Here is a 26,397-nt window from a genome sequence, read left to right on the forward strand (position 1 = left end):
CCCAAGGTGTCCATCCATGTGCCCTGCTATAACGAGCCGCCGCACATGGTGATCGAGACCTTGAACGCGCTGGCGGCCATGGACTACCCCAACTTCGAAGTCCTGGTGATCGACAACAACACCAAGGACGAGGCCGTCTGGCGCCCGCTGGAGGAATACTGCGTCAAGCTGGGGCCGCGTTTCCGCTTCTTCCACCTGCCGCGCTGGCCGGGCTTCAAGGGCGGGGCGCTGAACTTCGGCCTGTCGGTCACGGCACCGGACGTGGAGGTGGTGGGCGTCATCGACAGTGACTATCAGGTCACGCCCGATTGGTTGTCGGCCACCATTCCCTATTTCAAGCGGCCGGAAGTGGGCTTCGTGCAGTCGCCGCAGGACTACCGCGACTGGTCGGACGACACCTTCAAGTCGATGATCAACTGGGAATACCAGGGCTTTTTCCATATCGGCATGATCCAGCGGAACGAGCGCAACGCCATCATCCAGCACGGCACCATGACCCTGGTGCGCAAGAGCGCCCTGGACGGCGTGGGCCGCTGGGCCGAGTGGTGCATCTGTGAGGATTCCGAACTGGGCCTGCGCCTGTTCGAGGAGAAGCTGGAGGCGGTCTACATGCCCGACAGCTTCGGCCAGGGCCTGGTTCCCGACAGCTTCGCCGGCTACAAGACCCAGCGCTTCCGCTGGGCCTATGGCGCGGTGCAGATCCTGAAGCGCCATTGGCGCGAGATGACGCCGGGCGCCACCAAGCTGACCTTCGGGCAGAAGTACCACTTCATCACCGGCTGGCTGCCCTGGTTCGCAGACGCCGCCCACATGGGCTTCGTCGTCGGCGGCATCGTCTGGTCGCTGGGCCTGCTGCTGCTGCCGCAGTGGATCGAGTTCCCGCCCACCGTCTTCATCCTGCCCACGCTCAGCGTCTTCTTCTTCAAGGTGCTGTGCGGCCTGTGGCTGTATGGCGAGCGGGTGAAGTGCCGCTTCATCGACAAGCTGGGCGCCGCCGTGGCCGGCATGGCCCTGACCCACACCGTGGGCCGCGCCGTGTGGGTGGGCCTGTTCACCAAGGGCCGCCCCTTCGTGCGCACGCCCAAGTGCGAGGACCAGCCCGCCCTGGTGCAGGGCATCCTGCACGCCCGGGAAGAGGTGGGGCTGATGCTGGGCCTGTGGCTGGCCGCCGCCGCCATCGCCCTACTGAAGGGCAGCGACAACCGCGACGCCTATGTCTGGTCCACCATGCTGGTGGTCCAGTCCTTCCCCTATATCGCGGCCCTGTTCCTCAGCATCCTGAACGCCCTGCCCAAGCCCCGCGGCACGGAGGCCGCCCCCGCCGCAGCGGAGTGAAACCAGCGGCCTAAGATTCCCTCTTGGGTCGCCATAGGCCCCGACTGGGGCCGCCGGACCTTTTCGGGGAAGCCGTAGGCGGACTGAAAAGGGAGGAAGCCCAGCCGGCGAATGCCGGCGCCCGGCGACTGAGGGACGAAATAAAGGGCGGCGGCGCCAAAACCGCCGCCCTTTTCCTTTTGGGGCTCCCGTGACCAAGCCGTGCCCCGGTTGTACGACTCGAGACTCAGGCTCGCGATTCGCGGTATGGTTGGGTGATAAGAGCAAGAACGCCCCAAAACCGCCGACAGGCAAGAACCGCCGACAGGGATGACATGGTCAAGACACACGCGCTGGCCCCCCAGCCGCCCAATGCCGAAGCCGACATCCAGGGCGTGCTGGCCGCCAACCGCCGCTTCTATCGCGCGTTCGCCGAGCGGGACGTGGCCGACATGGAAAAGCTGTGGGCCAAGGAGTGCGAGGTGCGATGCGTCCATCCCGGCTGGCCGGCCCTGTCGGGGCGGGAGCAGGTGATGCGCAGCTGGCGGGAACTGCTGAGCAACCCTGGGGCGCCGGGCGTGCGCCACCAGGGCGAACAGGTCAGCGTCTTCGGTGACCTGGGCTGGGTGGTGTGTGAGGAATTCGTGGCCGAAACCGCCCTGGTGGTGACCAACATGTTCATGCGTGGCGGCGATGGCTGGCGCATGGTCCACCATCAGGCCACGCCCATCTCCTCCATCAACGCGTTCGAGGACGTCAGCGGGTTCGAAGGTGCCGGCGGCCTGCCCCCCACCCTGCACTGACCGCTTCCGGGGATTTTCCCCAGGCGCCCGCCGGCCGTTAAGCATTGCGGCCCCGATTCTTTTCCGTACTGTTATCGCTAACAATACGGAGGAAATCCCCAATGCCACCCACGCCGTCCCGCTGGATATCGTCCGCGTTCCTGGCCGTCCTCTTGGCGACCGCCCTGCCCGCAGCGGCCCGGACGCCGCCCGCAAGCGCAGCGGCGCCCCTGGCACCCACGCCCCCCATGGGCTGGAACAGCTGGGACGCCTATGGCCTGACCATCGATGAGACGGATTTCAAGGCCAACGCCACGGTCCTCGCGGGCCTGCGCCCCTATGGCTGGACCTACGCCGTGGTGGATGAGGGCTGGTACATGGCCGACCCGTTCGCCGACAAGGTGCCGGCGCGGAAGTACCAGTTGGACGGGAACGGCCTGCTGATCCCGGCGCCGGGACGCTTCCCCTCCGCCGCCGATGGCAAAGGCTTCAAGCCGCTGGCCGATTGGGTGCATGCGCAGGGGCTGAAGTTCGGCCTGCACATCGTGCGCGGCATTCCCAAGCAGGCGGTGGACCAGAACCTGCCCATCGCCGGCACATCCTTCCGCGCGGCCGACGCCGCCGACACGTCCGACACCTGTCCCTGGGATGATGGCGACTACGGCATCAAGGACACACCGGCCGGCCAGGCCTATTACGATTCCATGATGGCGCTGTACGCCGGCTGGGGCCTGGATTTCCTGAAGGTCGACTGCATCGCCGACCATCCCTACAAGGTCAGTGAGATCCGGCAGATATCCGCCGCCATCGCCAAGACCGGCCGGCCCATCGCGCTCAGCCTGTCGCCCGGGCCCACCAGCCTGGCCCACGCCGATGAGGTGGGACAGCTGAGCCAGATGTGGCGCATCTCCAACGATGTCTGGGATGGCTGGACCTTCCCCCACCCCAAGCCCAACGACGATTTCCCCCGGGGGGTCGGCGACGCCTTCGACATCGTGGCCGGCTGGGCCCCTCACGCCGGCGATGGTCACTGGCCGGACGCCGACATGCTGCCCTTCGGCACCCTGGCACCCCATCCAGGCTGGGGCGACCCGCGCCAGTCGCGCCTGACGGCGGAGGAGCAGCGCACCCAGTTCACCCTGTGGGCCATCGCCCGCTCGCCCCTGATCCTGGGCGCCAACCTGACAAAGCTGGACAATGCCACCCGGGCGCTGATCACCAATCGTGAGGTCATCAAGGTCAACCAGACAACCCGGGAAAGCCACCCGGTGACGGACCTGCCGGCCGGGTTCGACAAGGCGCGCGCCTGGGCGGCCACGGGCGCCGACGGCACCCGTTACCTGGCGGTGTTCAACCTGGGGGCCAAGACGGCGACGCTGACCGCCGCCTGGGACCGCCTGGGCCAGCCCCAGGGCCGGCACGTCGCCCGCGACCTGTGGACAGGCCGCCACTTGCCGGGTTCGGAGAAGCTGACCGTCACCCTGCCGGCGCACGGCAGCGCGCTGTACGCGGTGGAGTGAACAACCACGGACGAGCCGCTACGCCGGGTTCATTCCCGGCGTAGCAGCTTATCGGCCAGCACGCTGGCCCACCAGCGGGTCATGAAGGTCTTCTTGAAGGCCGGCGGATCGTAGACCTCATCCACCCAGCGATAGAAGGCATCGACACTGGGATCGATGCCCTGTCCCTGGGCGTAGGCCACGAAGGTCTCGAAGAAATGATCCAGGATGCCGGTCTTGGCATGGCGCAGGTGGCCGTACTTGGGGCTGAGCTGACGCAACGCCGTTTCCAGCGGCACCCCCTCATGCACGAACAGGTACAGCACGCTCATGAAGCCGACGCGGTCGGACCCGGCCTTGCAATGCATCAGGACGGGATATTCCGCCTGGCGCCAGACTTCCCGAGCCTGGTGCAGGATGTGCTTCTTCGGCGCATCGCGGGAATTGACGGCGAAGTCCACCAAGGTGACGCCGTGGCGGGCGCAAGCCTCCGCCTCCAGCACCCAGGACCCGCAATTGTCGCGCCGGCCGCGCAGGTTGATGATGGTGCGCACGCCCTGGCGCGCCGCCAGGCGCACATGGCCCGGCGTCGGCTGGCTGGAACGGTACAGGCGGGGGGAAATCTTGAACTTGTTCTTATAGATCATGCGGATGAAGGCATGATCCTTGAAGAAGCTGTTCAGGTAGCGCTTGACGCCCCGGATCTGGTTTGGGGGCCTCGGGTTGGGGGGGGCCGGTGTGGGTTCGGTGGGCGGCGCCCCGCGGCCGACCGCCGGCATGTCATCCACCGTCACGGCCTCCAGCCGATAGTCCGTCATCGCACAAGCTTGTCCCAAGCAGAAATAAGGCAAAGGGCCGGCATATCGACCCGCACAGGCCCCCTATATAGGGGGTTTGGCGTGCCGCGGCGAGGGGTCGTGCGCGCATGGGCGGAAAGACCGCAGCCTTGCAAAAGCACAATCAGGGGCTGAGGGGGGAGGGAATCGCCCAGCGAGCGGCAAGGCCTATCGCGCGAAAGACCGGCCACGGCTGGCGTCCAACCGGTCCAGGCGGTCGAAGAAGGGGGCGATCACCGCCCGGTCTTCCTTGGTTTCCCGATCCAGGGCGGCGCGATCATGCTCCGTCCAATGGACCAGGGTGGCCATTTCCTGGCGGTCAAAAGCGCTGAGCCCCGAACCGGCCGCCAGTTTCTGCGCCGACGCGCCCTTTTCCGCCGGCTCCTCCGCCGCACGGGCGGCCTGGCGGGCGGCCAGGACCCGTTGGGTCATCTGGCGCCATTGCCGTTCATCGAAGCCGTACTTGGCAAGCAGCAGCGCCGCCTGCGGCCCGGGATGGGCCAGCAGGACGAAGGCCGACTGTCCGTCGCCCGGCGAGGATGCGACCAAGGCCTCGGCCGCCGAGACGTACCGGCCGACCTCACCCGCATCCAGGTGCTCATGCGCCAACATGGGCGCGGATATCATCAGAACCACTAACGCGGCTGCGAAACGCATCGTTTGCCCCCAAACGTTCGCGCGCCAAATGTGATCGTTTCTTATAACGGGCACGCACTGGCATTTCCAGCGGAAAGCCGTTTAAGCCCGCATTAAAATTGAAGAAATGTGGCGCCGTTATGGCCGCCGGCCGCATGTCCGCGAACTCTTCCGCAGGGCGCGAAAGGCCAGGCGTGCGGCGGGATGGCGCATGCCTCTTGCAGGATGCCATGGCGTGCCCTAGGGTCCCGTCGCACCCATGGGTTTCATTCAGGATAGACGCAGCCCCGTGTCCCGCTTCACCGCCCGTCTTCTCGCCGCCGGCACCGCTTTGGTCCTGGCTGGCACCGCCGTTGCCCAGACCGCCCCGCAGTCGGCCCCCGAGGGCCAGACGCCTTCGGGCAATGCCGATGGCGGCGGGCTGATCCTGCCGGGCACCGTCAGTTCCGGTTCCAGCGTCGCAGCGCCCCAGCAGGCGCCGGTCGCCGCCCCGCAGGCGCCCATCGCCGGCCCGGCCACCGCCCCCGCCATGGGCCCGGCCGCCGGTCCGCGCGCGACCGGCCCCGCCCCTGCCCCGGCACAGGGCGCCGCCGGCCCGGCCAAGGTGGGCACCACCGTGGGCAACTGGGAGGTGCATCCCCAGGTCTATACCGACGGCAGCTTCAAGCTGTGCGAGGCGCAGGCCAATTTCGACAACAACCTGGCGCTGGTCTTCCTGGCCCTGCCGGTCCCGGCGTCTGAGCAGCAGGCGCACAAGCTGCCGCCCAAGATCATCAACCTGGTGATCGGCGTCCCCGGCGCCAACATGCAGCCCGGCCAGGGCCCGGCCATCAAGCTGAAGCTGGACGGCAAGCTGGAACAGACCCGCGGGTCGGAAGTCATCCAGCCCAACGCCATCATGACCGGTTTCGACCCGGCCGACGCCAACTTCACCAAGGCGCTGGCCACCGCCAACCGGCTGGAGGTTTCCACCCCGGGCGATACCGCCACCTTCGTGCTGAAGGGTGGCACCAAGGCGTTCAAGGATCTGAACACCTGTATCGACCAGGCCGCCGCCGGCAAGCTGCAACTGCCGGCCCCGCCGCCGGCCATTCCGCCGGCTTTCGCCAAGCTGCTGATGGATGCCGGCCTGCAGGACGCGCACCCTCTGCCGGTGGACAAGATGGCGCCGAAGGACCGCCCCGGCGACTTCGCCTGGACCGTGCAGAAGGACGTCGTCGGCGCCCTGCGCTCAGTCGGCCTGAAGCCCGAGGCCGGCGACCTGGAAAAGGTCAGCCAGAACTATATGGACAGCCTGTCCAAGGCCTGCCAGGGCACCTACACCCCCACGCTGGGCAAGGTGGAGAAGCTGCTGCAGATCGACCTGCGGACGGCGACCGCCAGTTGCAAGAGCGACAAGGGCGACTATTACGCCAACCTGATCATGTACCTGACCAAGGACCGTCAGCTGTTCATCATCAGCCACGAAGCGCCGGCCGCCAGCAAGGCCGTGGCCGACAATGCCGGCAACGGCATCGCCAAGGTGCTGCGCGTCAAGGCGAACGAGCCGCCGCCGGCCCAGCCCGCCCAGGGCCAGGCCCCGGCACCCGCCGCCGGCCCCCGCAAGCAGCAGTAAACATACCGCCTCGGCGGACGGACGACGGGAGGGGCCAAAACCCCTCCCGTTTTCTTTTGTTCGCCTCAAGCGCCACTCGGCACCAACTATTCCTAGCCCGCGACCGCGGGTGCCGGACCTTTCCGGGGAACGAAGTGAACTGGAAAGGGAGGATAAGCCAAAGCCACGGAGTGGCCGCCCGGCGCCTGAGGGCCTGAAATCAGGCCACTTCGCGCACCAACTTGGACAGGAAGGCGTCGGCGAAAGCATGGCGGTCGGCCGCGGCAATGACGAAGGCGTCGTCGCCCGCCACCACGTTCTCGCGGTAGTAGGCCTCCAGCCAGTCGTACTCATCCAGGATGACCAGGCCGTTGACACCCACCCCCGCCGCTTGGGCATGGGCACGGGCGGACCGGGGGTCGATGCCGCCGTTGTTGAAGCCGTTGCTGACGATGTCCAGCGTCCGCCGGTCAGGCGCGTAAGGACAGGCGTCCAGTTCGTGCACAGCCTGGACGATGCAGTCGCCCAGCGCCGTGTTGCCGCCCATGGCGACGCCGGGGGCGGCGTCGATGCGATCAGCCAAGGCCAGCGCATCGTCGGTGGAGGCCAGCAAGGTCCAGGGCACCAGGATCGTCAGGGTACCGGGCCCGGAAAACTGGGCTAGTTGCACCGCGACCTTGCCCCGGGGCCCGCCGGTCAGCGCCTGGTGCACCGCCTTGTCACGGAAGGCGGCGGCATGGCCGCGCAGCTGGAAATCCAGCATGACCTTGGAAATGCTGGCCGATGTGTCCACCGCCATCACCAGGGCCAGGTCCACCGGCGCACCACCCAGGCGTGCCCCCCTTTGGGCCCAAGCCCGTCCCGGCAACGCGGGTGCGGCCAGCGCACCGGCCAAGCCCGCCAGCACCGCGCGCCGCGACCGGCCCGCCCGCAATTCCACTTTTCCCATCTGATCCGTCGTCCTGAAGAAGAGGGCGCGGGGTCTCAGCCTTTCCCCGCCGCCCGTGCCAAGGCCACGACCTTGAGCATCACGGTGGGCAGGGCCTGGTCACGCAAGTCGGCGGGGGCGCACCACACACCCGCCACCGCCGCCCCGTCGTCCGCCAGCTGGCCGCGCACAACGTCAAGTTCCAGGTGAAAATGGGTGAATGTGTGGCGGACCGATCCCGCCACCGGCCGCCAGTCCACCACCGCCGGGGCAACGGCCAGCGCACGGGCCAGGGGGGGCATTTCCCCCGCCTCCCACGCCGTCGACGGCACCTCCATCATCCCGCCCAGCAGACCCGACTCGGGCCGGCGGCGCAGCAGGATCTGCCCCCGGCTGTTGGTGAGCCAAAAGGCGATGCCGCGTCGCGTCGGCTTGGCCGCCTTTTCCGCCTTGCGCGGCAGCGTCTCGGCGATGCCGGCGCGCCGGGCCTGGCAGGGCGCCATCCAGGGGCACAGGACGCAACGCGGCGCCCGGGGTGTGCACAGGGTGGCGCCCAGATCGAACAGCGCCTGGGTGTAGTCGCCCGGCCGCCGGTCAGGCACCAAGGCGGCGGCCAGCGCCTTCAGCCGGGGCTTGGAACCCGGCAGGGGGTCGGTGACGGCATGGATGCGCGCCATCACCCGTTCCACGTTGCCGTCCATGGCGGTGGCGGGCCGGTCGAAGGCGATGGCGGCAATGGCGGCGGCGGTATAGGCGCCGATGCCGGGCAGGTCCAGCAGGGCCGCCTCATCCGATGGAAAGCGCCCGCCATGGCGGGCCACCACCGCCCAGGCGCAGGCGTGCAGGTTGCGGGCGCGGGCGTAGTAGCCCAGGCCGGCCCATTCCTTCAGCACCTGGTCCAGATCCGCCGCCGCCAGATCGGCCACCGTGGGCCAACGGTCCAGGAAGCGTTGGAAATAGGGGCCGACGGTGGCGACCGTGGTCTGCTGCAGCATGATTTCCGACAGCCAGACGCGGTAGGGATCAGCCCGGGTGCCGGGCGGCGCCCGCCAGGGCAGATGGCGGCGATGGCCGTCGTACCAGGCCAGCAGGTCACGCGGATCCGGCGTGGGAACGGGCGCGGAAGTTGCGGCTGCGACGATCATTGTCTGGTCAAGGCCCCCTGCGGCATGATTGAACTGGTTTCCGATTGACGTCGTGTGGATCGGCCCAGCCCAGCGGATACGCCCGGCCGGGCCGGCCTTCAACCCTTAACCGTTTAAAGGCCGAACCGTCCCCATGCCCGGGCCCCGTCCCATAGGCCGCCACCTGAACGCCATCGCCGGCAAGGCGCTTGGCCCCAACGGTCCCGCCTTCGCCACACTGCTGGCGGAATGGGAGGCCATCGTGGGCCCGCGCCTGGCCCAGGTGGCCCTGCCGCTGAAGCTGCAGTTCCCCAAGGGTCGGCAGGACGACGCCGTGCTGCACCTGGGCGTCCAGGGCCCGGCGGCACTGTTCATCCAGCATGAGGAACCGCAAATCCTGCAACGCCTCAACGGCTTCTTCGGCTTTCGCGCCGTGGTGCGGCTGAAGCTGGTGCAGGCGCCGCCGGCCACCAACCGCCGTCGCGACCGGCCGGCGCCGGTGCCGCGCCGCCTGTCGCCTGCCGAGGCCGCCGGCCTGGAGGCGCAGACGGGCGCGGTGGAGAACACCGACCTGCGCGACGCCTTGGCCAGCCTGGGCCGCGCCATCCTGGCGACCGAGAAACCGGCGCCGGCAAACCCGAAACGATAGTCCCCGCAAGGCGGCTTGCGGCTGTCATCGGCCGCCCCCTATAGTCACTACAGTTGGTATCGGAGGAACTAAGGTGAACCTACATCTGCGTAATTCGCTGGCGGCCGTCGTGATGGCGGCCGGGGCTTTCGCCGGCACGCTGCTGGCCGGCGGCGCATCCGCCCAAACCGCCGCGGCCCCCGCCGGCGGCGTGACCATCGACGTCGCCGCCGCCACCAGCCCGCGCATCATGGGCGACCCCAAGGCGCCCATCGTCCTCGAAGAGTACGCCTCCTTCACCTGTCCGCACTGCGCCCACTTCGAAGAAGCCTTCCTGCCGGACCTGAAGAAGGACTTCATCGACAACGGCCAGGTACAGCTGGTGTTCCACGACTTCCCGCTGGACCAGCTGGCTTTCGCCGCCGAAATGGCCGCCCGCTGCCTGCCGGCCGACCGCTACACCGCCGCCAAGGGCCTGATCTTCAAGACCCAGGCGCAGTGGGAACACGCCGATGATCCGCTGAAGGCGCTGCAGCAGACGCTGCGCCTGGGCGGCATGAATGACGCCACCTTCACCGCCTGCATGAACAACCGCCCGCTGCAGGATTTCATCACCAAGAGCCGCCTGGACGCTTCGGAGAAGCTGGGCGTGGACGGCACCCCGACCTTCTTCGTGAAGAAGGGCGACACCACTGTGGAAAAGATCGACACCCTGCGTGAGTACAGCCAGCTGGTGGACGCGCTGGTGAAGGCCGGCGCCAAGCGCCCGGCCGGCAAGTAAGGGATCAAGGCCCGGCCGGCTGGGGGCCGGCGGGGCCTTTGCCCGTTCTGATAGAGACGTTCGGATGGAGGGTTGAGATGGGGCGCCTGTCGTATCGCGGAATGGTGATGCTGGGTGCGGCCCTGCTATCCCCGGCCCTCGCGTTGGCCCCGGCCAGCGCCTTTGCGCAAGCGGCGACGCTGGCCGCCCCGGCAACGGCCATCCCCGGCGTCGACATGGCCGTGGCCACCGCCCCCCGTACCTTGGGGCGTGCCGGCGCCCCGGTGGTGATCGAGGAGTTCGCGTCCCTCATCTGCCCGCACTGCGCCCATTTCGAGGAAGCGTTCCTGCCCCGGCTGAAGGCCGACTTCATCAACACCGGCCAGGTGCAGATCATCTTCCACGACACGCCCTCCAACCAGGTCGCCTTCAAGGCGCACATCGCCCTGCGCTGCCTGCCGCTGAACAGCTACATGGATGCGCGCAGCCTGGTGTTCAGCACGCAGGCGCAGTGGTTGGGCGCGAAAGACCCGGCCAAGGCCTTGCAGGACGTGCTGGGCATGGTCGGCCTGTCCAGCGCCACCTTCGACGCCTGCATCAACAGCCGGCCCTTGCAGGACTATGTCGCCGGCGCCAGCCAGCAGGCCCAGGAGTTGAACATCGAGTCCACGCCCACCCTGATCATCCGCAAGGGCGGGGCCGAGGTGGCGCGCGTGGCCGGTCCCCACGATTACGACGCCTTGGCCGCCATGCTGGTGAAGGCCGGCGCCAAGCCCCCGGCAAAGAAGTAAGCCCCCGTGCAATTCACCAAGCTACGCATCTCCGGCTTCAAGTCCTTCGTCGATCCCACCGAACTGGTCATCGAGCCGGGGATGACGGGCATCGTCGGCCCCAACGGCTGCGGCAAGTCCAATCTGGTGGAGGCGCTGCGCTGGGCCATGGGCGAGACCTCGGCCAAGAAGATGCGCGGCGAGGATATGGACGACGTCATCTTCGGCGGCACGGCCACCCGGCCGGCCCGCAATCTGTGCGAAGTCGTCCTGCATCTGGACAGCCCCAACCTAACCGCCGGCACGCCGGGTGTGAAGCCGGACGCCACGCAGGCGGAGATGGAGATCAGCCGCAAGCTGGAACGCGGCAATGGCTCCGACTATCGCATCAACGGCCGGCCCGCCCGCGCCCGCGATGTGCAACTGCTGCTGGCCGACAACGCCTCGGGCGCGCATTCCCCGGCGCTGGTTAGCCAGGGCCGGGTCGGCGCCCTGATCAACGCCAAGCCGGGCGACCGCAGGCAGTTGCTGGAAGAGGCGGCGGGCATCACCGGCCTGCATTCCCGCCGGCATGAGGCGGAACTGAAGCTGAAGGCGGCGGAAACCAACCTGACGCGCCTGGACGATGTGGTCGTCACCATGGACGCGCAGTTGCAGAACCTGCGCAAGCAGGCCCGCCAAGCCGCCCGCTACCGCAGCATATCCGACCATATCCGCCGGGCGGAAGCCCTGCTGCTGCACCTGCGCTGGACCACCGCCACCGCCCAGGTGATGCAGGCCCGCGCCGGCTTCGACCGCGCGGAGGAGGCGGTGCGCGGCCTGATGCTGGCCGTGACGCAAGCCACCACCAAACGCACCGACCTGGCGGCATGCCTGCCGCCCAAGCGCCAGGCGGAGGCGGAGACCGCCGCCGCCCTGCAGCGCCTGCTGGTGGCGCGCGAGCAGCTGGACGCGGAGGAGCGCCGCGCCACCGAGGCGTTGGCCACCCTGCAACGCCGCCTGGCCCAGATCGAAGGCGATCTTGCCCGCGAAAAGGACCTGGCCGCCGACGCCGACCGGGCGTTGGAACGCTTGGGCGAAGAGCGCCTGGGCATCACCGACGCCCAGGCGGATGAAGATTTGCGCCAGGCGGCCGCGGCCGAGGCGCTGGAAGAGGCGCGGGAACGCGTGGCAGCGCTGGATGCCGAATTGGCCGCCGCCACCGAACGCCTGGCGGCCGACGAGGCCAAGCGCGCCCAGATCCAGCGTCAGGCGCAGGACCTGGAACAGCGCGTCGCCACCCTGCGCCGCCGCATCGAGGAACATCAGGCGCAGAAGGCCGACCTGGAACGCCAGCAGGCCGGCCGTGATGATTTGAGCGAGGCCGAGGAAGCCATCGGCCTGGCTGAGGAACGGCTGGAACTGGCCAAGGGTGCGGCGGAAGAGGCGGAGGGCGCCAAGACGGTGGCCGAGCATGCCGCCAACAACGCCCGCGCCCAGGGCACGCAGGAACAAGCTGCGGCCCGCGACGCCCTGCAACGGGCGGAGGGCGACCGCGCCCGCCTGACGGCGGAGGCCGACGCCATCACCCGCCTGCTGAAGGCCGGCGCCGGCGACCTGTTCCCGCCGCTGGTGGACGCGCTGACCGTGGCCAAGGGGTATGAGCAGGCCCTGGCCGCCGCCCTGGGCGACGCCCTGACCGCCCCGCTGGACGAGGCCGCCCCCGTTCATTGGCGCGCCTTCCCGGCGCTTGCCGCCGCCGCCCTGCCGGGGGGGGCCGAACCACTGGCCACCAAGGTGAAGGCACCGGCGGCCCTGGATCGCTGCCTGGCCCACATCGGCGTGGTGGCCGATGCCGCCACTGGCGCCAGGCTGGCCCCGGCCCTGTCGCCCGGGCAGATCCTGGTAACCCGCGACGGTGCTGCCTGGCGCTGGGACGGCCATTGCATCGCCGCCGGCGCGCCCACCGCCGCGGCGGAGCGCCTGCGCCAGCGCAACCGCCTGTCCGAACTGACGCAGGAGATCGCCGAAGCCGATGCCGTGGTGACCGAGGTGCGGGAGCGTCACGAGGCGGTGAAGGACGCGGCGGAGGAGCGCGTGACCCTGGCGTTGCGCGCCGTGGACCAGGCGGCCAGCCGCGACCGCGCCGCCCGCGACGCCGTCAACGCCGCCTTCCGCGCCGTGGCCGATACCCGCGCCGCCCATGCCCGCGTGGCCCAGGCCGCCGCCGCATTGGCCAGCCGCCTGGCCGGCCTGGCGGAAACGCTGGACCACATGGCGTCCGACCAGGAAGACCAGCAGGAGCGCTGGGCCGAGGCGCGCACCCAGCTGGAGGAACTGCCGCCGCCGGGCGAAGGCCGCGAACAGATCGCCGAGGCCCGGCTGCGCCTGACTGAGGCGCGCGGCGTGCAGGCGGAAAACCAGAACGCCCGGGACCGGCTGGTCCGCGAGGCCGAGGACCATCGCCGCCGCCTGGACGCCATCGCGGTGGAGGAAGCCTCATGGCGGCAGCGGCGCGACGGCACCGGCGGCCGTCTGGCCGAATTGGCCGAGCGCGCGGAGGAGACCCGCCAGGAACAGGAACGCCTGGCCGAACGCCCCGCCGAGATCGAGGAAGAGCGTTTCAAGCTGGCCGACCTGATCCATGAGGCGGAACGGGTGCGCAAGCGCGCCGGCGACGATCTGGCGGAGACCGAGGGCCAACTGACGGCGGCCGAGCGCACCCTGAAAGAGGCCGAGGGCGGCCTGGCCGACGCCCGCGAGGCCCGCGCCCATGCCGAGGCGGCGGTGGGATCGGCCCGCCAGCACCTGGAAACGGTGCAGGAGCGCATCACCGAACGCCTGGATTGCCCGCCCGAACAGGCGCTGGCCCTGGCCGGGCTGGAAGCGGACGAGGCCCTGCCCGACCCGCATGCGGTGGAACAGCGCCTGGGCCGCCTGGAATCCGAACGCGACAACATGGGGCCCGTCAACCTGCGCGCCGAACAGGAGGTGCAGGAACTGGACGAACAGATCGGCGTCATGAAGTCGGAGCGGGAGGATCTGGTGTCCGCCATCGCCCGCCTGCGCCAGGGCATCTCCGGCCTGAACAAGGAAGCGCGGGAACGGCTGTTGGCCGCCTTCCACAAGGTGGACACCCATTTCCAGGAGATGTTCACCCAGCTGTTTGGCGGCGGCCGCGCCCAGCTGAAGCTGACCGACACGGAAGACCCGCTGGACGCCGGCCTGGAGATCTACGCCAGCCCGCCGGGCAAGAAGCTGCAGATCCTGTCGCTGTTGTCGGGCGGCGAACAGGCGCTGACCGCCATCGCCCTGCTGTTCGCCGTCTTCCTGTGCAACCCGGCGCCCATCTGCGTGCTGGACGAGGTGGACGCGCCGCTGGACGAGGCCAATGTCGGCCGCTTCTGCGATCTGGTGGAGGAGATGGCGCGGGCGGGCCATACCCGCTTCCTGATCATCAGCCACCATCGCCTGACCATGTCGCGCATGGACCGCCTGTTCGGCGTGACCATGGCGGAGCGGGGCGTATCACAGCTGGTATCCGTTGACCTGGCCATGGCGGAGGAGTTGCAGGCGGCGGAATGACCCGTCCACCCGCGACAAGAGGCGCATGACTTACCGCCGGCCGGCGCTGGCGGAGATGCCTGTCCTGCACTATCTTAAGCAAGCAGGGTCCCGGGTCGGGCCCAGGCGGTTGGGGCTTGTCAATCCGGCGGCAGCGGCCGAACCGGAAGCGTGAGGGAGATTGAAATGCGGTACCGTTCCTTGGCAGTGGCGGCATTGGGCCTGATGGCCGTAGCCGGCTGCGCCGCCAACCCCGACGCCGACCAGGCGGCGCTGGCCCAGCGCGCCCTGATCGGCATGCCCAAGCAGGCCCTGCTGTCCTGCGCCGGCGTTCCCACCCGCCAGACGGCGGTGGACAACACCGAATACTACACCTACTCCAGCGACAGCCTGCAGACCCGCATGGGCCCGTCCTATTGGGGTGGCTTCGGTGGCCCGTGGCATCGCGGCTATTGGGGCGGTGCCGATTTCGGTCCCAGCGAGGTGTCGGCCCGCAACTGCAACGCCACCTTCACCCTGAAGAACGGCACCGTGCAGCAACTGGTCTACGGCAGCTCGACCGACAGCCCCGCCGGCCGTCTGTCGCAGTGCTACGCCATCGTCCAGAACTGCATGGGCCTGATCCCGCCGCAGACGCCGGCGCCGGGCGCGTCCGCGTCGGCCGCCGTGGGCGTGGGTGACCGCGCCCGCTAAGCCCCGGTGGGTCGGCAGTGACACCAGGCATTCCGGTCCCGCAACGATGGCGGCTTTCCGCCGTTGCGCGACCAGGAATGACCGGCTGACCTTCGGTCTACGGCACCACGATGACAAGCTATGCTTAAAGGCCCGGCCTCGTGCCGGGCCTTCTGCCGTTTCTGCCTATTGCGAACGCGGTGCAACATGACGTTTCATGAATGCCTGGAAGGAGGGGCCCTTTTGGTTGTGCCCGCTTCCGGAAGGGCGCTGCCCACCGGTCAATAGAAACCGGGGCCGGTTCCCTGACCATCGAACCACCGGGCGCGCGGCGGAGATTTCCCTGGCCTAACGGTACGGGCCCTGGGCAAGGCGGCATCCGCGGCCCCCGTGTTTGAACGGGAGAATCGCCTATGCACGTTTCCGGCATCCTGAAACACAAAGACAGCACCATCGTCAGCGTCCGCCCCGAAGATACAATTGAGACCGTGGTGGCCCTGCTGGCGGCCCATCGCATCGGCGCCGTGCTGGCGCTGGATCCGGCGGGGGCCGTCGCCGGCATCATTTCCGAACGCGATATCGTGCGCGGCCTGGCGACCCACGGCCCCCATGTCCTGAACCAAAGCGTCTCGGACCTCATGACCCGCAAGGTGGTCAGTTGCTCCCCCCATGACTCCGTGTCGTCCATCATGACCCGGATGACGGAGGGGCGCTTCCGCCACATGCCGGTGATGGAGAACGGCCGCCTGCTGGGCTTAATAAGCATCGGCGACGTGGTCAAGCACCGCATCGCGGAAGCCACCAGCGAGGTGGAAAGCATGCGGGTCTACGTGGCCGGCGGCTTCTGAACCGCCACGGGGCCAACCGCCCTGCGGGCAAAATCGGCGGAAAAGCAACCGGCCTTTCCGCGCGGGGATAGTGTGCGGCCGGCGAACCGTTCGCCGAGCCCCCGGACCGGGTGGACGGGCCGCTGTGATCCAGATCGCAGCGGCCCGTTGGCCATTCCGGGATCGTTCCCCGCCCGGCGCGGCCGTTCCCGCGCCCTTGCCCGCAAGAGAAGGCCACCCGCATGACCGACGTGACCGATCCCATCGCCCTTTACGCCTGGCCCACACCCAACGGCTACAAGATCTCCATCGCCCTGGAAGAAATGGGCCTGCCCTATGTGGTGCATCCGGTGGACATCGGTGCCGGTGATCAGTTCAAGCCCGACTTCCTGGCCATCAGCCCGAACAACCGCATGCCGGCCATCGTCGATCCCAAGGGGCCCAACGGCAAGCCGCTGTCGCTGTTCGAGTCGGGCGCCATCCTGATCTACCTGGCGGAAAAGACCGGCCACTTCCGCCCCGCCGACCCGGCGGTCTGGTACGCCCACGTGCAGTGGCTGATGTGGCAGATGGGTGGCGTCGGCCCCATGTTCGGCCAGGCCGGCCATTTCCTCCATTACGCGCCTGAGCGCATCCAGTACGGCATCGACCGCTACACCAATGAAGGCCGCCGCCTGATCCGCGTGGCCAACACCCAGCTGGAAAAGACGGAATACCTGGCCGGCGACGATTACGGCATCGCCGACATGGCCACATTCCCCTGGCTGCGCCTGCACGACCGGTATGAGATCGACCTGGCCGACTTCCCGCACGTGAAGCGCTGGATCGACGCCGTGGCTGCCCGGCCGGCGGTGCAGCGCGGGCTGGACCTGCTGAAGGACAATGTGCGGGCCCCCAGCCAGCCCATGGACGCCAAGATGCGCGAGAACCTGTTCGGCGCCCACAAGCAGCGCTGATTCCACAACGCGTCGGCGGCGGCCCAACCGGATAGGGTCGCTTGACCAACCCGGCACCCCGACCATTTAGCCCCAGCGCACCCGTCCTTCGGGACGGCGCGCTGGGGTTATTGTCATTGGGGCAGGGCCAGTGGGATCGGGTTATCGAATCAAACGCCGGGCGGGCGCCGCCATGCTGGTGGCCGGCTTGTGGGCCGGGGCCCCCGCCGGCGCCGCGACGGTCGAACGGCCGGAGGACGCCACCTTCAGCGGCAAGCTGATCGCCACTGGCGGTGTCACCCAGGTGGAGGGGGCCGCCGGCGGCGGCCTGACCCCCTGGGCCGTCATCGGCGGCGGCGGCACGCAGGAGGAAGTGGGCGCCACCGCCTTCTTCACCGCCGTGCGCACCCATGACTATGGCATGAACGCCTACGGCGCCCTGATCGGTCTGTGGGACCGGGTGGAGTTGTCCATCGCCCAGGACCGATTCGACACCCAGGCCATCGGCGGCGCCCTGGGCCTGGGCGACGGCTACGCCTTCACCGACACGGTGGCCGGCCTGAAGGTGCGGGTGGCGGGCGACGCCGTCTACGACCAGGACAGCTGGATGCCCCAGTTGTCCGTGGGCACGCAGTACAAATCCAACAACCGCAGCACGCTGGTGAAGGCGCTGGGCGCCCGCAGCGACGACGGCGTGGACTTCTACGCCAGCGCCACCAAGGTGCTGCTGGCGCAAAGCCTGCTGCTGAACGGCACCCTGCGCTTCACCAAGGCCAACCAGACCGGCCTGCTGGGCTTCGGTGGTGCCGACGACGATTATCATGCGGAACTGGAGGGCAGCGCCGCCCTGCTGCTGCAACGCAATCTGGTGGCGGGCGTGGAATACCGCATGAAACCCAATACCCTGGCCCGGGCCAACCCCGGCCTGGCACCGGAGGACGACTGGTACGACGCCTTCGTCGCCTGGATGCCCACCAAGAACCTGGCCTTCACCCTGGCCTATGTGAATCTGGGCCGCGTCGTCACGGCCACGCGGCAGAACGCCGTCTATCTGTCCCTGCAGGCGGGATTCTGACGCCATGGCCCAACACCGCCCCCCCCCCACCCTGAAGGCCGCCTTGCTGGCCGGCGCGCTGGTGCTGTCCGCCTGCGCCTCCGGCCCCTCGCCCGAGCTTTACCGGACCTTCGGCGGCCAGCCCGGCCTGGTCATCCTGGTGGACGACTTCATGGACGGGATGATGCGCGATCCAGCCCTGCATCCCTATTTCGTCAACGCCAACCGCACCCATATCAAGGGCGAATTGGTCACCCAGTTCTGCGTCCTGCTGGGCGGTCCGTGCGACTACAAGGGCATGGACATGAAGATGGCCCACGCCCGCTATGGCATTGGCGACCATGAGTTCAACGCCCTGGTGGAGGCGCTGCAGAACGCCATGGACAAGCGCGGCATCCCCTTCGCAGCACAGAATCGCTTCCTGGCCATGCTGGCGCCCTACCGCAATGACGTGGTGCACCCGGCCCCGCCGCCCCGCCCCCGCCCGCCCCTGACCATCGCGCCGGATGCGCAGATCGTGCCGGAGACGGTGCCGGCCGGCGGCGCGTGAGGCGCCTGCCCATGGATCAGCCGCACCTGCCCACGGAAAGGGCAGGTGGCCCTTCTTCCCGTTTCACCGGCCGGAAAAGGCCTGTACGATTTCTGACGATTGAGGCTAGCCTTAGCCCCGGACCGTGGTTTAGCATTCCTACCTATAGCCGGCTTCCCCAAGGTCACCCTCTAGACATGGGGCTCTTGAAGCCGTTCAGGACCCGCTGACCGGTCCCATGCGCAAGGGCCCCGGTGCGGCCAACAGTGCAAAAAAATCTCCCAGTCCTTAAAGATTTGGTGAGGATTCCGGCCTCAGCCTGTCCTTAAGGAATACGCATTAAGATACCGCGACGTCGGCGGCGCCCATGGACTCGGGGCCTAGACCGATTGGCGGACGGACGCGTGGCGTGGGCGCCGACGGCGGGCCCGAAAATTAAGCGGACAAGGCTGCCCGGAACGTGGGCATGCGCGCTGTTGGAATAGGTGGAAAAGGGTATCGGGAAGCACCCGGACCTTGGCCTTCGACGCGGAATTTTCCCTTTTTATTAAAAAGTGCTAGGCGCCCTACACGACAGCCCGGGACCACCAATATCTTAAGGGTGCGGTGTGCCCGGAAAAGACGTCGGAAAGGAACGTGAGGACAGATCGACCAGCGGCATCGGCCTCATCTGGTACGGAATTTGCCTCTCCTGTTGACGTTGCGACCTTGGTCCCCCGGGGCGGTACCCCGGCCGGATGGAGAATTGAGAGACGAGAACTGACACGGTCCCCGGATTATCGTTGTCCAGACAATCGGTGAACGGGCGTTTGGCGGGACCGGCCTTCGAGCTGCCTCATTGGCGTGATCCTTCTGAAAGGGTGAATCCATGCCGAAGTCGACCGATCTGTTCACGACCTTCGCCCAAAGCTACGAGGCGCGCCGCGAAGTGGCGATGCCGTTGCAGGAATACCTGGAAGGGTGCCGCAACGACCCGATGATGTATGCCAGCGCGCCGGAGCGCCTGCTGGCCGCCATCGGCGAGCCCGAGGTGGTGGACACTGCCAAGGACAGCCGCCTGTCCCGCGTTTTCATGAACCGCACCATCAAGATCTATCCCGCCTTCGCCGAGTTCTACGGCATGGAGGAGACGATCGAGCGCATCGTGGGTTTCTTCCGCCATGCCGCCCAGGGGTTGGAGGAGCGCAAGCAGATCCTCTACCTGCTGGGCCCGGTGGGCGGCGGCAAATCCTCGCTGGCGGAACGCCTGAAGGCGCTGATGGAAGACCAGCCGGTCTACGTCCTGAAGGCCGGCGACCAGTTGAGCCCGGTGTTCGAGAGCCCCCTGGGCCTGTTCGACCCCGCCACCATGGGTGACGCGCTGGAGGAGCGCTACGGCGTCCCCCGCCGCCGCCTGACCGGCCTGGTCAGCCCCTGGGCCATCAAGCGCCTGGATGAGTTCGGCGGCGACATCACCCGCTTCAGGGTGGTCAAGGTCCGCCCCTCCCGTCTGCGCCAGATCGCCATTTCCAAGACGGAGCCGGGCGACGAGAACAACCAGGACATCTCCTCTCTGGTCGGCAAGGTCGATATCCGCAAGCTGGAGATGTTCCAGCAGAACGATCCCGACGCCTACAGCTACTCCGGCGGCCTGAACCGGGCCAACCAAGGCCTGCTGGAATTCGTGGAGATGTTCAAGGCGCCGATCAAGATGCTGCACCCCCTGCTGACGGCGACGCAGGAGGGCAACTACATCGGCACGGAGAACATCGGCGCCCTGCCCTTCACCGGCATCATCATGGCCCACTCCAACGAGGCCGAGTGGCAGAGCTTCAAGAACAACAAGAACAACGAGGCCTTCATCGACCGCATCTGCGTCGTCAAGGTCCCCTACAGCCTGCGTGTCACGGAAGAACAGCGGATCTATGAGAAGCTGATCGGCGGATCCGAACTGGCCAAGGCGCCCTGCGCCCCCGGCACCATGGAAATGCTGGCCCGCTTCACCGTGCTGTCGCGCATGCGGGAGCACGAGAATTCCAACCTGTTCTCCAAGATGCGCGTCTATGACGGCGAAAGCCTGAAGGAAACGGACCCCAAGGCCCGCACCCTGCAGGAATACAAGGACGCCGCCGGCGTGGACGAGGGCATGAACGGCATCTCCACCCGTTTCGCCTTCAAGGTGCTGGCCAGCACCTTCAACTACGACACGGTTGAGGTGGCCGCCGACCCCGTCCACCTGATGTACGTGCTGGAACAGTCCATCCGGCGCGAGCAGTTCCCCGATGAGACGGAGAAGCGCTACCTGGAGTTCATCAAGGCCGAGCTGGGCCCGCGTTACGCGGAGTTCATCGGTTACGAGATCCAGAAGGCTTACCTCGAGTCCTACCACGATTATGGGCAGAACCTGTTCGACCGCTACGTCGACTATGCCGACGCGTGGATTGAGGATCAGGACTTCAAGGATCCCGACACCGGCCAGTTGATGAACCGCGATCTGCTGAACCAGGAACTGACCAAGATCGAGAAGCCGGCGGGCATCGCCAACCCCAAGGACTTCCGCAACGAGGTGGTGAAGTTCGTGCTGCGGACGGCGGGCGGCCAACGCCGGCCGCAACCCCAGCTGGACCAGCTATGAGAAGCTGCGCCTGGTCATCGAGCGCCGCATGTTCAGCCAGGTGGAGGAACTGCTGCCGGTCATCAGCTTCGGCAGCAAGAAGGACGGCGACACGGAGAAGAAGCATCACGAGTTCGTCGAGCGCATGGTGGACCGTGGCTATACCGAGCGCCAGGTCCGCCGGCTGGTCGAGTGGTACATGCGGGTGAAGCAGGCGGGTTGAGGCATCCCGGGCCCGGTTCCACCCACCGAGCCCACGGGCGCCCCACCCACCCGCCAGCACGCGGAATGAGGACACCTCCCCCTCCCGGGCAACCCCGGTGGCGCTTCGGGCGCGGGGCCGATCATGACGGCCCCGACGCGCCCCCAGCCGCCGCCGGGGATGGTCTCGGGGCCGGGGCAGCGGGAGCAAGGCATGTCGTCGATGATCATTGTCGATCGCCGCAGTAATCCCAAGGGCAAGAGCCTGGCCAACCGCCAACGATTCATCCGGCGCGCCAAGGAGCAGATCCTGCGCGCCGTCAACGGCGCCTCCAGCAGCCGCCGCATCAAGGACGTGGAGACGGGCGCCGACATCTCCATCCCCACCGGCGGCATTTCCGAACCCACCTTCCACCGCTCCAGCCAGGGCGGCATCCGCGACCATGTCGTGCCCGGCAACCGGGAGTTCATGGAGGGGGACACCATCGCCAAGCCGCCCAGCGGCCAGAGCGGCGGCCGCGGCACGGAAGGCAGCCCCGACGGCGGCGGCGAGGATGAGTTCCGCTTCGTCCTGACGCGGGAGGAGTTCATGGACCTCTTCATGGAGGACCTGGAGCTGCCAGATCTCGCCAAGCGCAAGCTGAAGGCGGCGGACGCGGTGCTGTGGCACCGGGCGGGCTATTCCGTCTCCGGTTCGCCCACCAACCTCAACCTGGTGCGCACCATGCGCAACAGCCTGTCGCGCCGCATCGCCCTGAAGCGCCCCAAGTCGGAGGAGATGCTGGCGCTGGAGGCGGAGATCGCGGAGTTGGAGGCGCACCCCGGCCGCGATCCCGACCGGCTGATGCAACTGCGCGGCCTGCTGGAACGCCAGGTGATGCGGGCCAAGCGCATCCCCTACATCGACCCCATCGACGTCCGTTACAACCGCTTCACGCCAACCCCCCGGCCCGCGGCGCAGGCGGTGATGTTCTGCCTGATGGACGTTTCCGGTTCCATGACCGAGCATATGAAGGATTTGGCCAAGCGCTTCTTCATGCTGCTCTACCTCTTCCTCACCCGCCGCTACAAGCAGGTGGAGGTGGTGTTCATCCGCCACACCCACGAGGCGGAAGAGGTGGACGAGGACACCTTCTTCCACTCCACCGAGACCGGCGGCACCATGGTGTCGACCGCGCTGGAGGAGATGGCCCGCATCATCAAGGAGCGTTATCCCGTCGCCGACTGGAACATCTACGGCGCCCAGGCGTCGGATGGCGACAACACCACCAGCGACGGCGGGCGCACGGCGGCCCTGCTGGAGCATGAGTTGCTGCCGGCCTGCCAGTACTACGCCTATGTCGAGGTGGGGTCCGATCCCGACGCCATGCCCGCCGGCTTCGCCACCCACGCCCGCGAGACCGACCTGTGGCGCACCTACAAGCAGGTGACCGGCACCGAGACGCCCTTCGTCATGAAGAAGGTCCGCCACCGGCGGGAAATCTACCCGGTATTCCGTGAACTGTTCGCCCGCGAAGGGACGAAACAGGCGGAGGAGGTCACCCCCTGATGACTGTTGCCGAAAGCCTGACGAAAAAGCCTGCCGCGAAATCCCGGCCGGGGGAGCCCGTCCCCGCCATCGATGACGGACGCCTGCTCTATACCAGCGCCGATTGGGATTACGAGACCATCAAGCGCTGCCACGACGCCATCCAGGAGATCGCGCTGGGGGAGCTGGGGCTGGACGTCTATCCCAACCAGATCGAGGTCATCACGTCCGAGCAGATGCTGGACGCCTATGCCTCCATCGGCATGCCCCTGCTGTACCGCCACTGGTCCTTCGGCAAGCATTTCGCCCGGGACGAGGCCATGTACCGCCGCGGCATGCGTGGCCTGGCCTATGAGATCGTCATCAATTCCAGCCCCTGCATCAGCTACATCATGGAGGAAAACTCCATCACCATGCAGTCGCTGGTCATCGCCCACGCGGCCTTCGGCCACAACCACTTCTTCAAGAACAACTATCTGTTCCAGCAGTGGACGGATGCCGAGGGCATCCTGGGTTATCTGGATTTCGCCAAGGCCTACATCTCGCGGTGTGAGGAACGGTACGGCCAGCAGCTGGTGGAACGCACGCTGGATGCCGCCCACGCCCTGATGAACCAAGGCATCCACCGCTATCCCCGCCGCCGCCAGGACCTGGTGTCCGAGGCCCGGCGGGAACAGGAACGGCAGGAGTTGCAGCGCCAGCTGTACAACGACCTCTGGCGCACCGTGCCGAACAAGAAAGGACAGAAGGCGCCCTCGGATGAGGAGCGCCGCCGCGCCCTGCTGGACCTGCCCGAGGAGAACCTGCTCTATTTCCTGGAGAAGAAGGCGCCCCGCCTGGCCCCCTGGCAGCGCGAGATACTGCGCATCGTCCGCCATGTGGCCCAGTATTTCTCGCCCCAGCGACAGACCAAGGTGATGAACGAGGGCTGCGCCACCTACGTCCACTACCGCATCATGACGCGACTGCATGAGACGGGGCGGATCAGCGACGGCGCCTATATGGAGTTCCTGCACTCCCACACCAGCGTGGTGTTCCAGCCGGCCTTCGATGACCCGCGCTATTCCGGCATCAATCCCTATGCCTTGGGTTTCGCCATGATGCGCGACATCGAACGCATCGCGACGGAACCGACGGCGGAGGATCGCGACTGGTTCCCCGCCTTCGCCGGCAGCGGCGACGCCATGGCGGCCCTGCGCGACGCCTGGGCCAACTACCGCGACGAAAGCTTCATCCTGCAATATCTCAGCCCCACGCTGATGCGGCAGATGCGGATGTTCCACCTGCACGACGACAGCGACGAGGCCATCTATCGCGTCTCCGCCATCCATGACGAGCGCGGGTACCGCCGGGTGCGGCAGCAGTTGGCCGCACAGTACGACTTCTCTTCCCTGGATCCGGACATCCAGATCATCGATGTCGACCTGGCGGGCGATCGCCGCCTGATCCTGGAGCACAAGGTGCAGAACGGCGTGCTGCTGGCGGAGGACGACGCCAAGTCCGTGCTGCAGCACGTGGCCAACCTGTGGGGCTATGATGTCCTGCTGTTCGAGAACGACGGCGACGGCAACACCCTGCGCAAGCTGACCGTGCCGGCCCGCACCATCCTGCTGGCCGAGTAACTGTTCTCCCTTTTTAATTCGAAAGGCCGGCGCCATCCCAGCGCCGGCCTTTTTCATTGGTGATCGGGAACCTTGAGCCAGCCCCCGAATTGTCATGCCGCAGATGCGAATTCGCCCTAGTGGCGCCATGTTGCATTGCGATATTATTGGCGTACCCCAATTGGGGGGACGAGATAGCCAACGCGATAGAGAGCAAATCCGATGTCGACCCTGGAACTGGACCCCGCCTTCGTTGCCGCTTGCAACACGCATGGCCTGGATCCGCAGAAGACCAACATGTTCCTGCTGGAATGCGCCCTGCAGGGCCGTGAGCCGTCCAAGGTCTCGATGTTCGAACTGGACCGCCAGCCCTCGCCCCTGTGGGCCAAGGTGCGCAAGCTGAATCGCGCAGCTGCCTGATTTAAGGCCGGTTGCATCGCAGGAAAAAGCCGCCGGGCGTCCGTCGCCCCGGCGGCTTTTTTTTATGCCTGGTTAGCGCCCCATTCGGTCAGCGCGGCACGCACGCGGGTGATCACATCGTCCCAATCATCCAGGGCGGTCTGGCGGAACTGACGCAACGTGGGATACCAGGGACTGTCATCCCGGTCGCGCAGCCAGCGCCAATCCGTATCGAACCGATTGAGCAGCCACACCGGCCGTCCCAGCGCCCCCGCCAGATGGGCCACGGACGTATCGACACTGATCACCAGGTCCAGCGATTGCACCAGGGTGGCGGTGTCAGCGAAATCATCCACGCCGCCCATGCGATCGATCACGCCGGCGGGCAGGAATTCCGCATCCTTTTGCAGACTGTGGAATTCCACAGCCGGACAATCGGCGACCAGCGCAGCCATCTGGTCGGCGCTGAGCGACCGGCGGCGATCGGTGCGATAGGCGGGGTTGCCTCTCCAGACCAAGCCCACCTTGCGGGCGCCCGTCCCGTCAGCGACCGAACCGCCAAGGGGGCCAGGGGCATGCAGATAGGGTACCTGCGCCGGGATGGTCTCCACCCGGGTTCCCAGCGCCAGCGGCAGGCTCATCAGGGGGCAATGCGCGTCAAAGGGCGGCAACGGCGCCCCAAAGGCCACGATCTCCACCGGCCCACCGGTCGTCAGCGCGGGAGAGGCCTGGAGCAACCGCAGCAGCGGGCCCGGCACCTCCAGCACCACGCGGATACCGCGCGCCGCCACCAGGGGCACGTAGCGGCAGAACTGCAGCGTGTCACCCAGCCCCTGTTCCGCATGCAGAAGCAGGGTGCCGCCCGCCAAATCCTGACCTTGCCACAGCGGCTGGGGCAGGACGCGGTGATGCGGGCGGAAGTCGACCGTGGCCCAGCGCGCCTCATGCGCGGGCCAGCCGTTGGCGTAGTCACCCACCGTCAGCCAGGCGAGGCCCAGGTTGTAGGCCGCATCCGCATAGCGGGGGGAGAGGACCAGGGCCTGGCGGTAGCTGGCGATGGCGGCGTCGATATCGCCCAAAGCCTTCAGCGCCGTGCCCAAATTGTTGTGCGCCCCCACCATTTTGGGTGCTGCGGCCAGGGCCTGGCGATAACTGTCGACAGCGGCGGGCAGGTCGCCCCGCCCCGCCTGAAGATTGCCCAGGTTGTAAAGGGCATCGGGGTTTCCGGGTTTCAGCGCCAGGGCCCGGCGATAGGCGGCCTCCGCCCCGGCCCCATCGCCGCGATGGTTCAGCACCGCGCCCAGGTTGGTATGGGCGTCGGCGAAGGTGGGGCGCAAACCCAGCGCCGTGCGGTAGGCGGCCTCCGCCCCCGTCCAATCGCCCCGCGCCCGCAGCAGATTACCCAGATTGTTATGGGCCTCCACATGCGCCGGCGATAGGGCGATGGATCGGCGATAGGCGACCTCCGCCTCCGCCCCCTTGCCCAGCGCGCTCAGGGCCACGCCCAGATTGCTGTGCAGGGCGGCGTCGTCCGGCGCGCGGCGCGCTGCCTCGGTCATCAGTTCCACGGCGATGGCCGTCTGGCCCCGCCCCTGGGCCACCAAGCCCAGGATGTGCAGGAACCCCGCCAGATCGGCGGATGCC

At 67.6% G+C, this 26,397-nt stretch carries 21 protein-coding genes and 1 pseudogene (1 of these 22 only partly in view); 17 read left to right on the forward strand and 5 right to left on the reverse strand.

Features of this window, described 5'->3' with window-relative positions:
• The first annotated feature begins 6 nt into the window (after nt 1-6).
• The 3 genes from PW843_18255 to PW843_18265 all read left to right on the forward strand — a co-directional run bounded on the left by PW843_18255 (nt 7) and on the right by PW843_18265 (nt 3,616).
• Nucleotides 7-1,335, forward strand: a complete 1,329-nt coding sequence (locus tag PW843_18255; GenBank protein MDE1148533.1) for a glycosyltransferase — start codon at nt 7-9, stop codon at nt 1,333-1,335.
• 314 nt (nt 1,336-1,649) lie between these two features.
• Nucleotides 1,650-2,117, forward strand: a complete 468-nt coding sequence (locus tag PW843_18260) for a nuclear transport factor 2 family protein (protein MDE1148534.1) — start codon at nt 1,650-1,652, stop codon at nt 2,115-2,117.
• Between the two features lie 101 nt (nt 2,118-2,218).
• Nucleotides 2,219-3,616, forward strand: a complete 1,398-nt coding sequence (locus PW843_18265; protein ID MDE1148535.1) for a glycoside hydrolase family 27 protein — start codon at nt 2,219-2,221, stop codon at nt 3,614-3,616.
• Nucleotides 3,617-3,645: 29 nt separating this feature from the next.
• On the opposite strand, the gene PW843_18270 is transcribed toward PW843_18265, so the two are convergent.
• Complete coding sequence (locus tag PW843_18270) at nt 3,646-4,413, reverse strand: sulfur transferase domain-containing protein (GenBank protein ID MDE1148536.1); 768 nt, start codon at nt 4,411-4,413, stop codon at nt 3,646-3,648.
• Nucleotides 4,414-4,599: 186 nt separating this feature from the next.
• Nucleotides 4,600-5,043, reverse strand: a complete 444-nt coding sequence (locus PW843_18275; protein MDE1148537.1) for a hypothetical protein — start codon at nt 5,041-5,043, stop codon at nt 4,600-4,602.
• 313 nt (nt 5,044-5,356) lie between these two features.
• On the opposite strand from PW843_18275, the gene PW843_18280 reads away from it, so the two are divergent.
• Nucleotides 5,357-6,682, forward strand: coding sequence for a hypothetical protein (locus PW843_18280; GenBank protein ID MDE1148538.1), 1,326 nt, complete (start codon nt 5,357-5,359; stop codon nt 6,680-6,682).
• Nucleotides 6,683-6,881: 199 nt separating this feature from the next.
• Here the strand turns inward: PW843_18280 and PW843_18285 are convergent, their stop codons facing one another.
• Together PW843_18285 and mutY are read right to left on the reverse strand one after the other, a co-directional pair.
• Nucleotides 6,882-7,610: a DUF1194 domain-containing protein gene (locus tag PW843_18285; protein ID MDE1148539.1), complete on the reverse strand. Its 729-nt coding sequence runs from the start codon at nt 7,608-7,610 to the stop codon at nt 6,882-6,884.
• A gap of 35 nt (nt 7,611-7,645) precedes the next feature.
• A complete protein-coding gene (mutY, locus tag PW843_18290; protein ID MDE1148540.1) occupies nt 7,646-8,734 on the reverse strand; it encodes an A/G-specific adenine glycosylase in 1,089 nt (362 codons plus the stop codon).
• 133 nt (nt 8,735-8,867) lie between these two features.
• Here mutY and PW843_18295 point away from each other — a divergent pair, with 133 nt between their 5' ends.
• From PW843_18295 to PW843_18355, 13 genes and pseudogenes are all read left to right on the forward strand, one after another.
• Nucleotides 8,868-9,362, forward strand: a complete 495-nt coding sequence (locus PW843_18295; GenBank protein ID MDE1148541.1) for a DciA family protein — start codon at nt 8,868-8,870, stop codon at nt 9,360-9,362.
• A gap of 73 nt (nt 9,363-9,435) precedes the next feature.
• Complete coding sequence (locus PW843_18300; GenBank protein ID MDE1148542.1) at nt 9,436-10,122, forward strand: thioredoxin domain-containing protein; 687 nt, start codon at nt 9,436-9,438, stop codon at nt 10,120-10,122.
• A 77-nt stretch (nt 10,123-10,199) separates the two neighbouring features.
• Nucleotides 10,200-10,892, forward strand: a complete 693-nt coding sequence (locus PW843_18305; protein ID MDE1148543.1) for a thioredoxin domain-containing protein — start codon at nt 10,200-10,202, stop codon at nt 10,890-10,892.
• A gap of 6 nt (nt 10,893-10,898) precedes the next feature.
• On the forward strand, nt 10,899-14,435 hold the full coding sequence (gene smc, locus PW843_18310) for a chromosome segregation protein SMC (protein MDE1148544.1): 3,537 nt from the start codon (nt 10,899-10,901) through the stop codon (nt 14,433-14,435).
• A gap of 165 nt (nt 14,436-14,600) precedes the next feature.
• The gene (locus PW843_18315; protein MDE1148545.1) at nt 14,601-15,107 is read left to right on the forward strand and encodes a hypothetical protein; all 507 of its coding nucleotides are present in this window, start codon (nt 14,601-14,603) and stop codon (nt 15,105-15,107) included.
• Nucleotides 15,108-15,499: 392 nt separating this feature from the next.
• On the forward strand, nt 15,500-15,934 hold the full coding sequence (locus PW843_18320; protein MDE1148546.1) for a CBS domain-containing protein: 435 nt from the start codon (nt 15,500-15,502) through the stop codon (nt 15,932-15,934).
• A gap of 221 nt (nt 15,935-16,155) precedes the next feature.
• Complete coding sequence (locus PW843_18325; GenBank protein MDE1148547.1) at nt 16,156-16,869, forward strand: glutathione binding-like protein; 714 nt, start codon at nt 16,156-16,158, stop codon at nt 16,867-16,869.
• Between the two features lie 172 nt (nt 16,870-17,041).
• Nucleotides 17,042-17,923, forward strand: a complete 882-nt coding sequence (locus PW843_18330) for a DUF3034 family protein (GenBank protein MDE1148548.1) — start codon at nt 17,042-17,044, stop codon at nt 17,921-17,923.
• A 4-nt stretch (nt 17,924-17,927) separates the two neighbouring features.
• Nucleotides 17,928-18,452, forward strand: coding sequence for a group 1 truncated hemoglobin (locus tag PW843_18335; protein MDE1148549.1), 525 nt, complete (start codon nt 17,928-17,930; stop codon nt 18,450-18,452).
• 847 nt (nt 18,453-19,299) lie between these two features.
• Nucleotides 19,300-21,247, forward strand: a pseudogene (locus PW843_18340) (PrkA family serine protein kinase).
• 201 nt (nt 21,248-21,448) lie between these two features.
• Complete coding sequence (locus tag PW843_18345) at nt 21,449-22,774, forward strand: YeaH/YhbH family protein (GenBank protein MDE1148550.1); 1,326 nt, start codon at nt 21,449-21,451, stop codon at nt 22,772-22,774.
• Nucleotides 22,774-24,375 carry a SpoVR family protein gene (locus tag PW843_18350; GenBank protein MDE1148551.1) on the forward strand — a complete coding sequence of 534 codons (1,602 nt, stop codon included), beginning with the start codon at nt 22,774-22,776 and terminating at the stop codon, nt 24,373-24,375. The genes PW843_18345 and PW843_18350 overlap by 1 nt, the downstream gene beginning before the upstream one ends.
• 201 nt (nt 24,376-24,576) lie before the next feature.
• Nucleotides 24,577-24,774 carry a hypothetical protein gene (locus tag PW843_18355; GenBank protein MDE1148552.1) on the forward strand — a complete coding sequence of 66 codons (198 nt, stop codon included), beginning with the start codon at nt 24,577-24,579 and terminating at the stop codon, nt 24,772-24,774.
• Nucleotides 24,775-24,836: 62 nt separating this feature from the next.
• On the opposite strand, the gene PW843_18360 is transcribed toward PW843_18355, so the two are convergent.
• On the reverse strand, nt 24,837-26,397 hold the 3' portion of the coding sequence (locus tag PW843_18360; GenBank protein ID MDE1148553.1) for a tetratricopeptide repeat-containing glycosyltransferase family protein. The gene runs 104 nt beyond the window's last position; 1,561 of the gene's 1,665 nt are visible here — the last part of the coding sequence; its start codon lies beyond the right edge, outside the window — the gene reads right to left on this strand; it ends in the stop codon at nt 24,837-24,839.

The sequence above is a fragment of the Azospirillaceae bacterium genome, from assembly GCA_028283825.1.
Taxonomy (GTDB): Bacteria; Pseudomonadota; Alphaproteobacteria; order Azospirillales; family Azospirillaceae; genus Nitrospirillum.

Excerpts from the sequence above, each read along its gene's own strand:
- PW843_18265 (MDE1148535.1), top strand. The coding sequence starts at position 2,219 with ATGCCACCCACGCCGTCCCGCTGGATATCGTCCGCGTTCCTGGCCGTC.
- PW843_18275 (MDE1148537.1), bottom strand. The coding sequence starts at position 5,043 with ATGTTGGCGCATGAGCACCTGGATGCGGGTGAGGTCGGCCGGTACGTC.
- PW843_18315 (MDE1148545.1), top strand. The coding sequence starts at position 14,601 with ATGCGGTACCGTTCCTTGGCAGTGGCGGCATTGGGCCTGATGGCCGTA.
- mutY (MDE1148540.1), bottom strand. The coding sequence starts at position 8,734 with ATGATCGTCGCAGCCGCAACTTCCGCGCCCGTTCCCACGCCGGATCCG.
- PW843_18345 (MDE1148550.1), top strand. The coding sequence starts at position 21,449 with ATGATCATTGTCGATCGCCGCAGTAATCCCAAGGGCAAGAGCCTGGCC.
- PW843_18285 (MDE1148539.1), bottom strand. The coding sequence starts at position 7,610 with ATGGGAAAAGTGGAATTGCGGGCGGGCCGGTCGCGGCGCGCGGTGCTG.
- PW843_18260 (MDE1148534.1), top strand. The coding sequence starts at position 1,650 with ATGGTCAAGACACACGCGCTGGCCCCCCAGCCGCCCAATGCCGAAGCC.
- PW843_18320 (MDE1148546.1), top strand. The coding sequence starts at position 15,500 with ATGCACGTTTCCGGCATCCTGAAACACAAAGACAGCACCATCGTCAGC.
- PW843_18355 (MDE1148552.1), top strand. The coding sequence starts at position 24,577 with ATGTCGACCCTGGAACTGGACCCCGCCTTCGTTGCCGCTTGCAACACG.
- PW843_18305 (MDE1148543.1), top strand. The coding sequence starts at position 10,200 with ATGGGGCGCCTGTCGTATCGCGGAATGGTGATGCTGGGTGCGGCCCTG.
- PW843_18325 (MDE1148547.1), top strand. The coding sequence starts at position 16,156 with ATGACCGACGTGACCGATCCCATCGCCCTTTACGCCTGGCCCACACCC.
- PW843_18335 (MDE1148549.1), top strand. The coding sequence starts at position 17,928 with ATGGCCCAACACCGCCCCCCCCCCACCCTGAAGGCCGCCTTGCTGGCC.
- PW843_18270 (MDE1148536.1), bottom strand. The coding sequence starts at position 4,413 with ATGACGGACTATCGGCTGGAGGCCGTGACGGTGGATGACATGCCGGCG.
- PW843_18350 (MDE1148551.1), top strand. The coding sequence starts at position 22,774 with ATGACTGTTGCCGAAAGCCTGACGAAAAAGCCTGCCGCGAAATCCCGG.
- PW843_18330 (MDE1148548.1), top strand. The coding sequence starts at position 17,042 with ATGCTGGTGGCCGGCTTGTGGGCCGGGGCCCCCGCCGGCGCCGCGACG.
- PW843_18295 (MDE1148541.1), top strand. The coding sequence starts at position 8,868 with ATGCCCGGGCCCCGTCCCATAGGCCGCCACCTGAACGCCATCGCCGGC.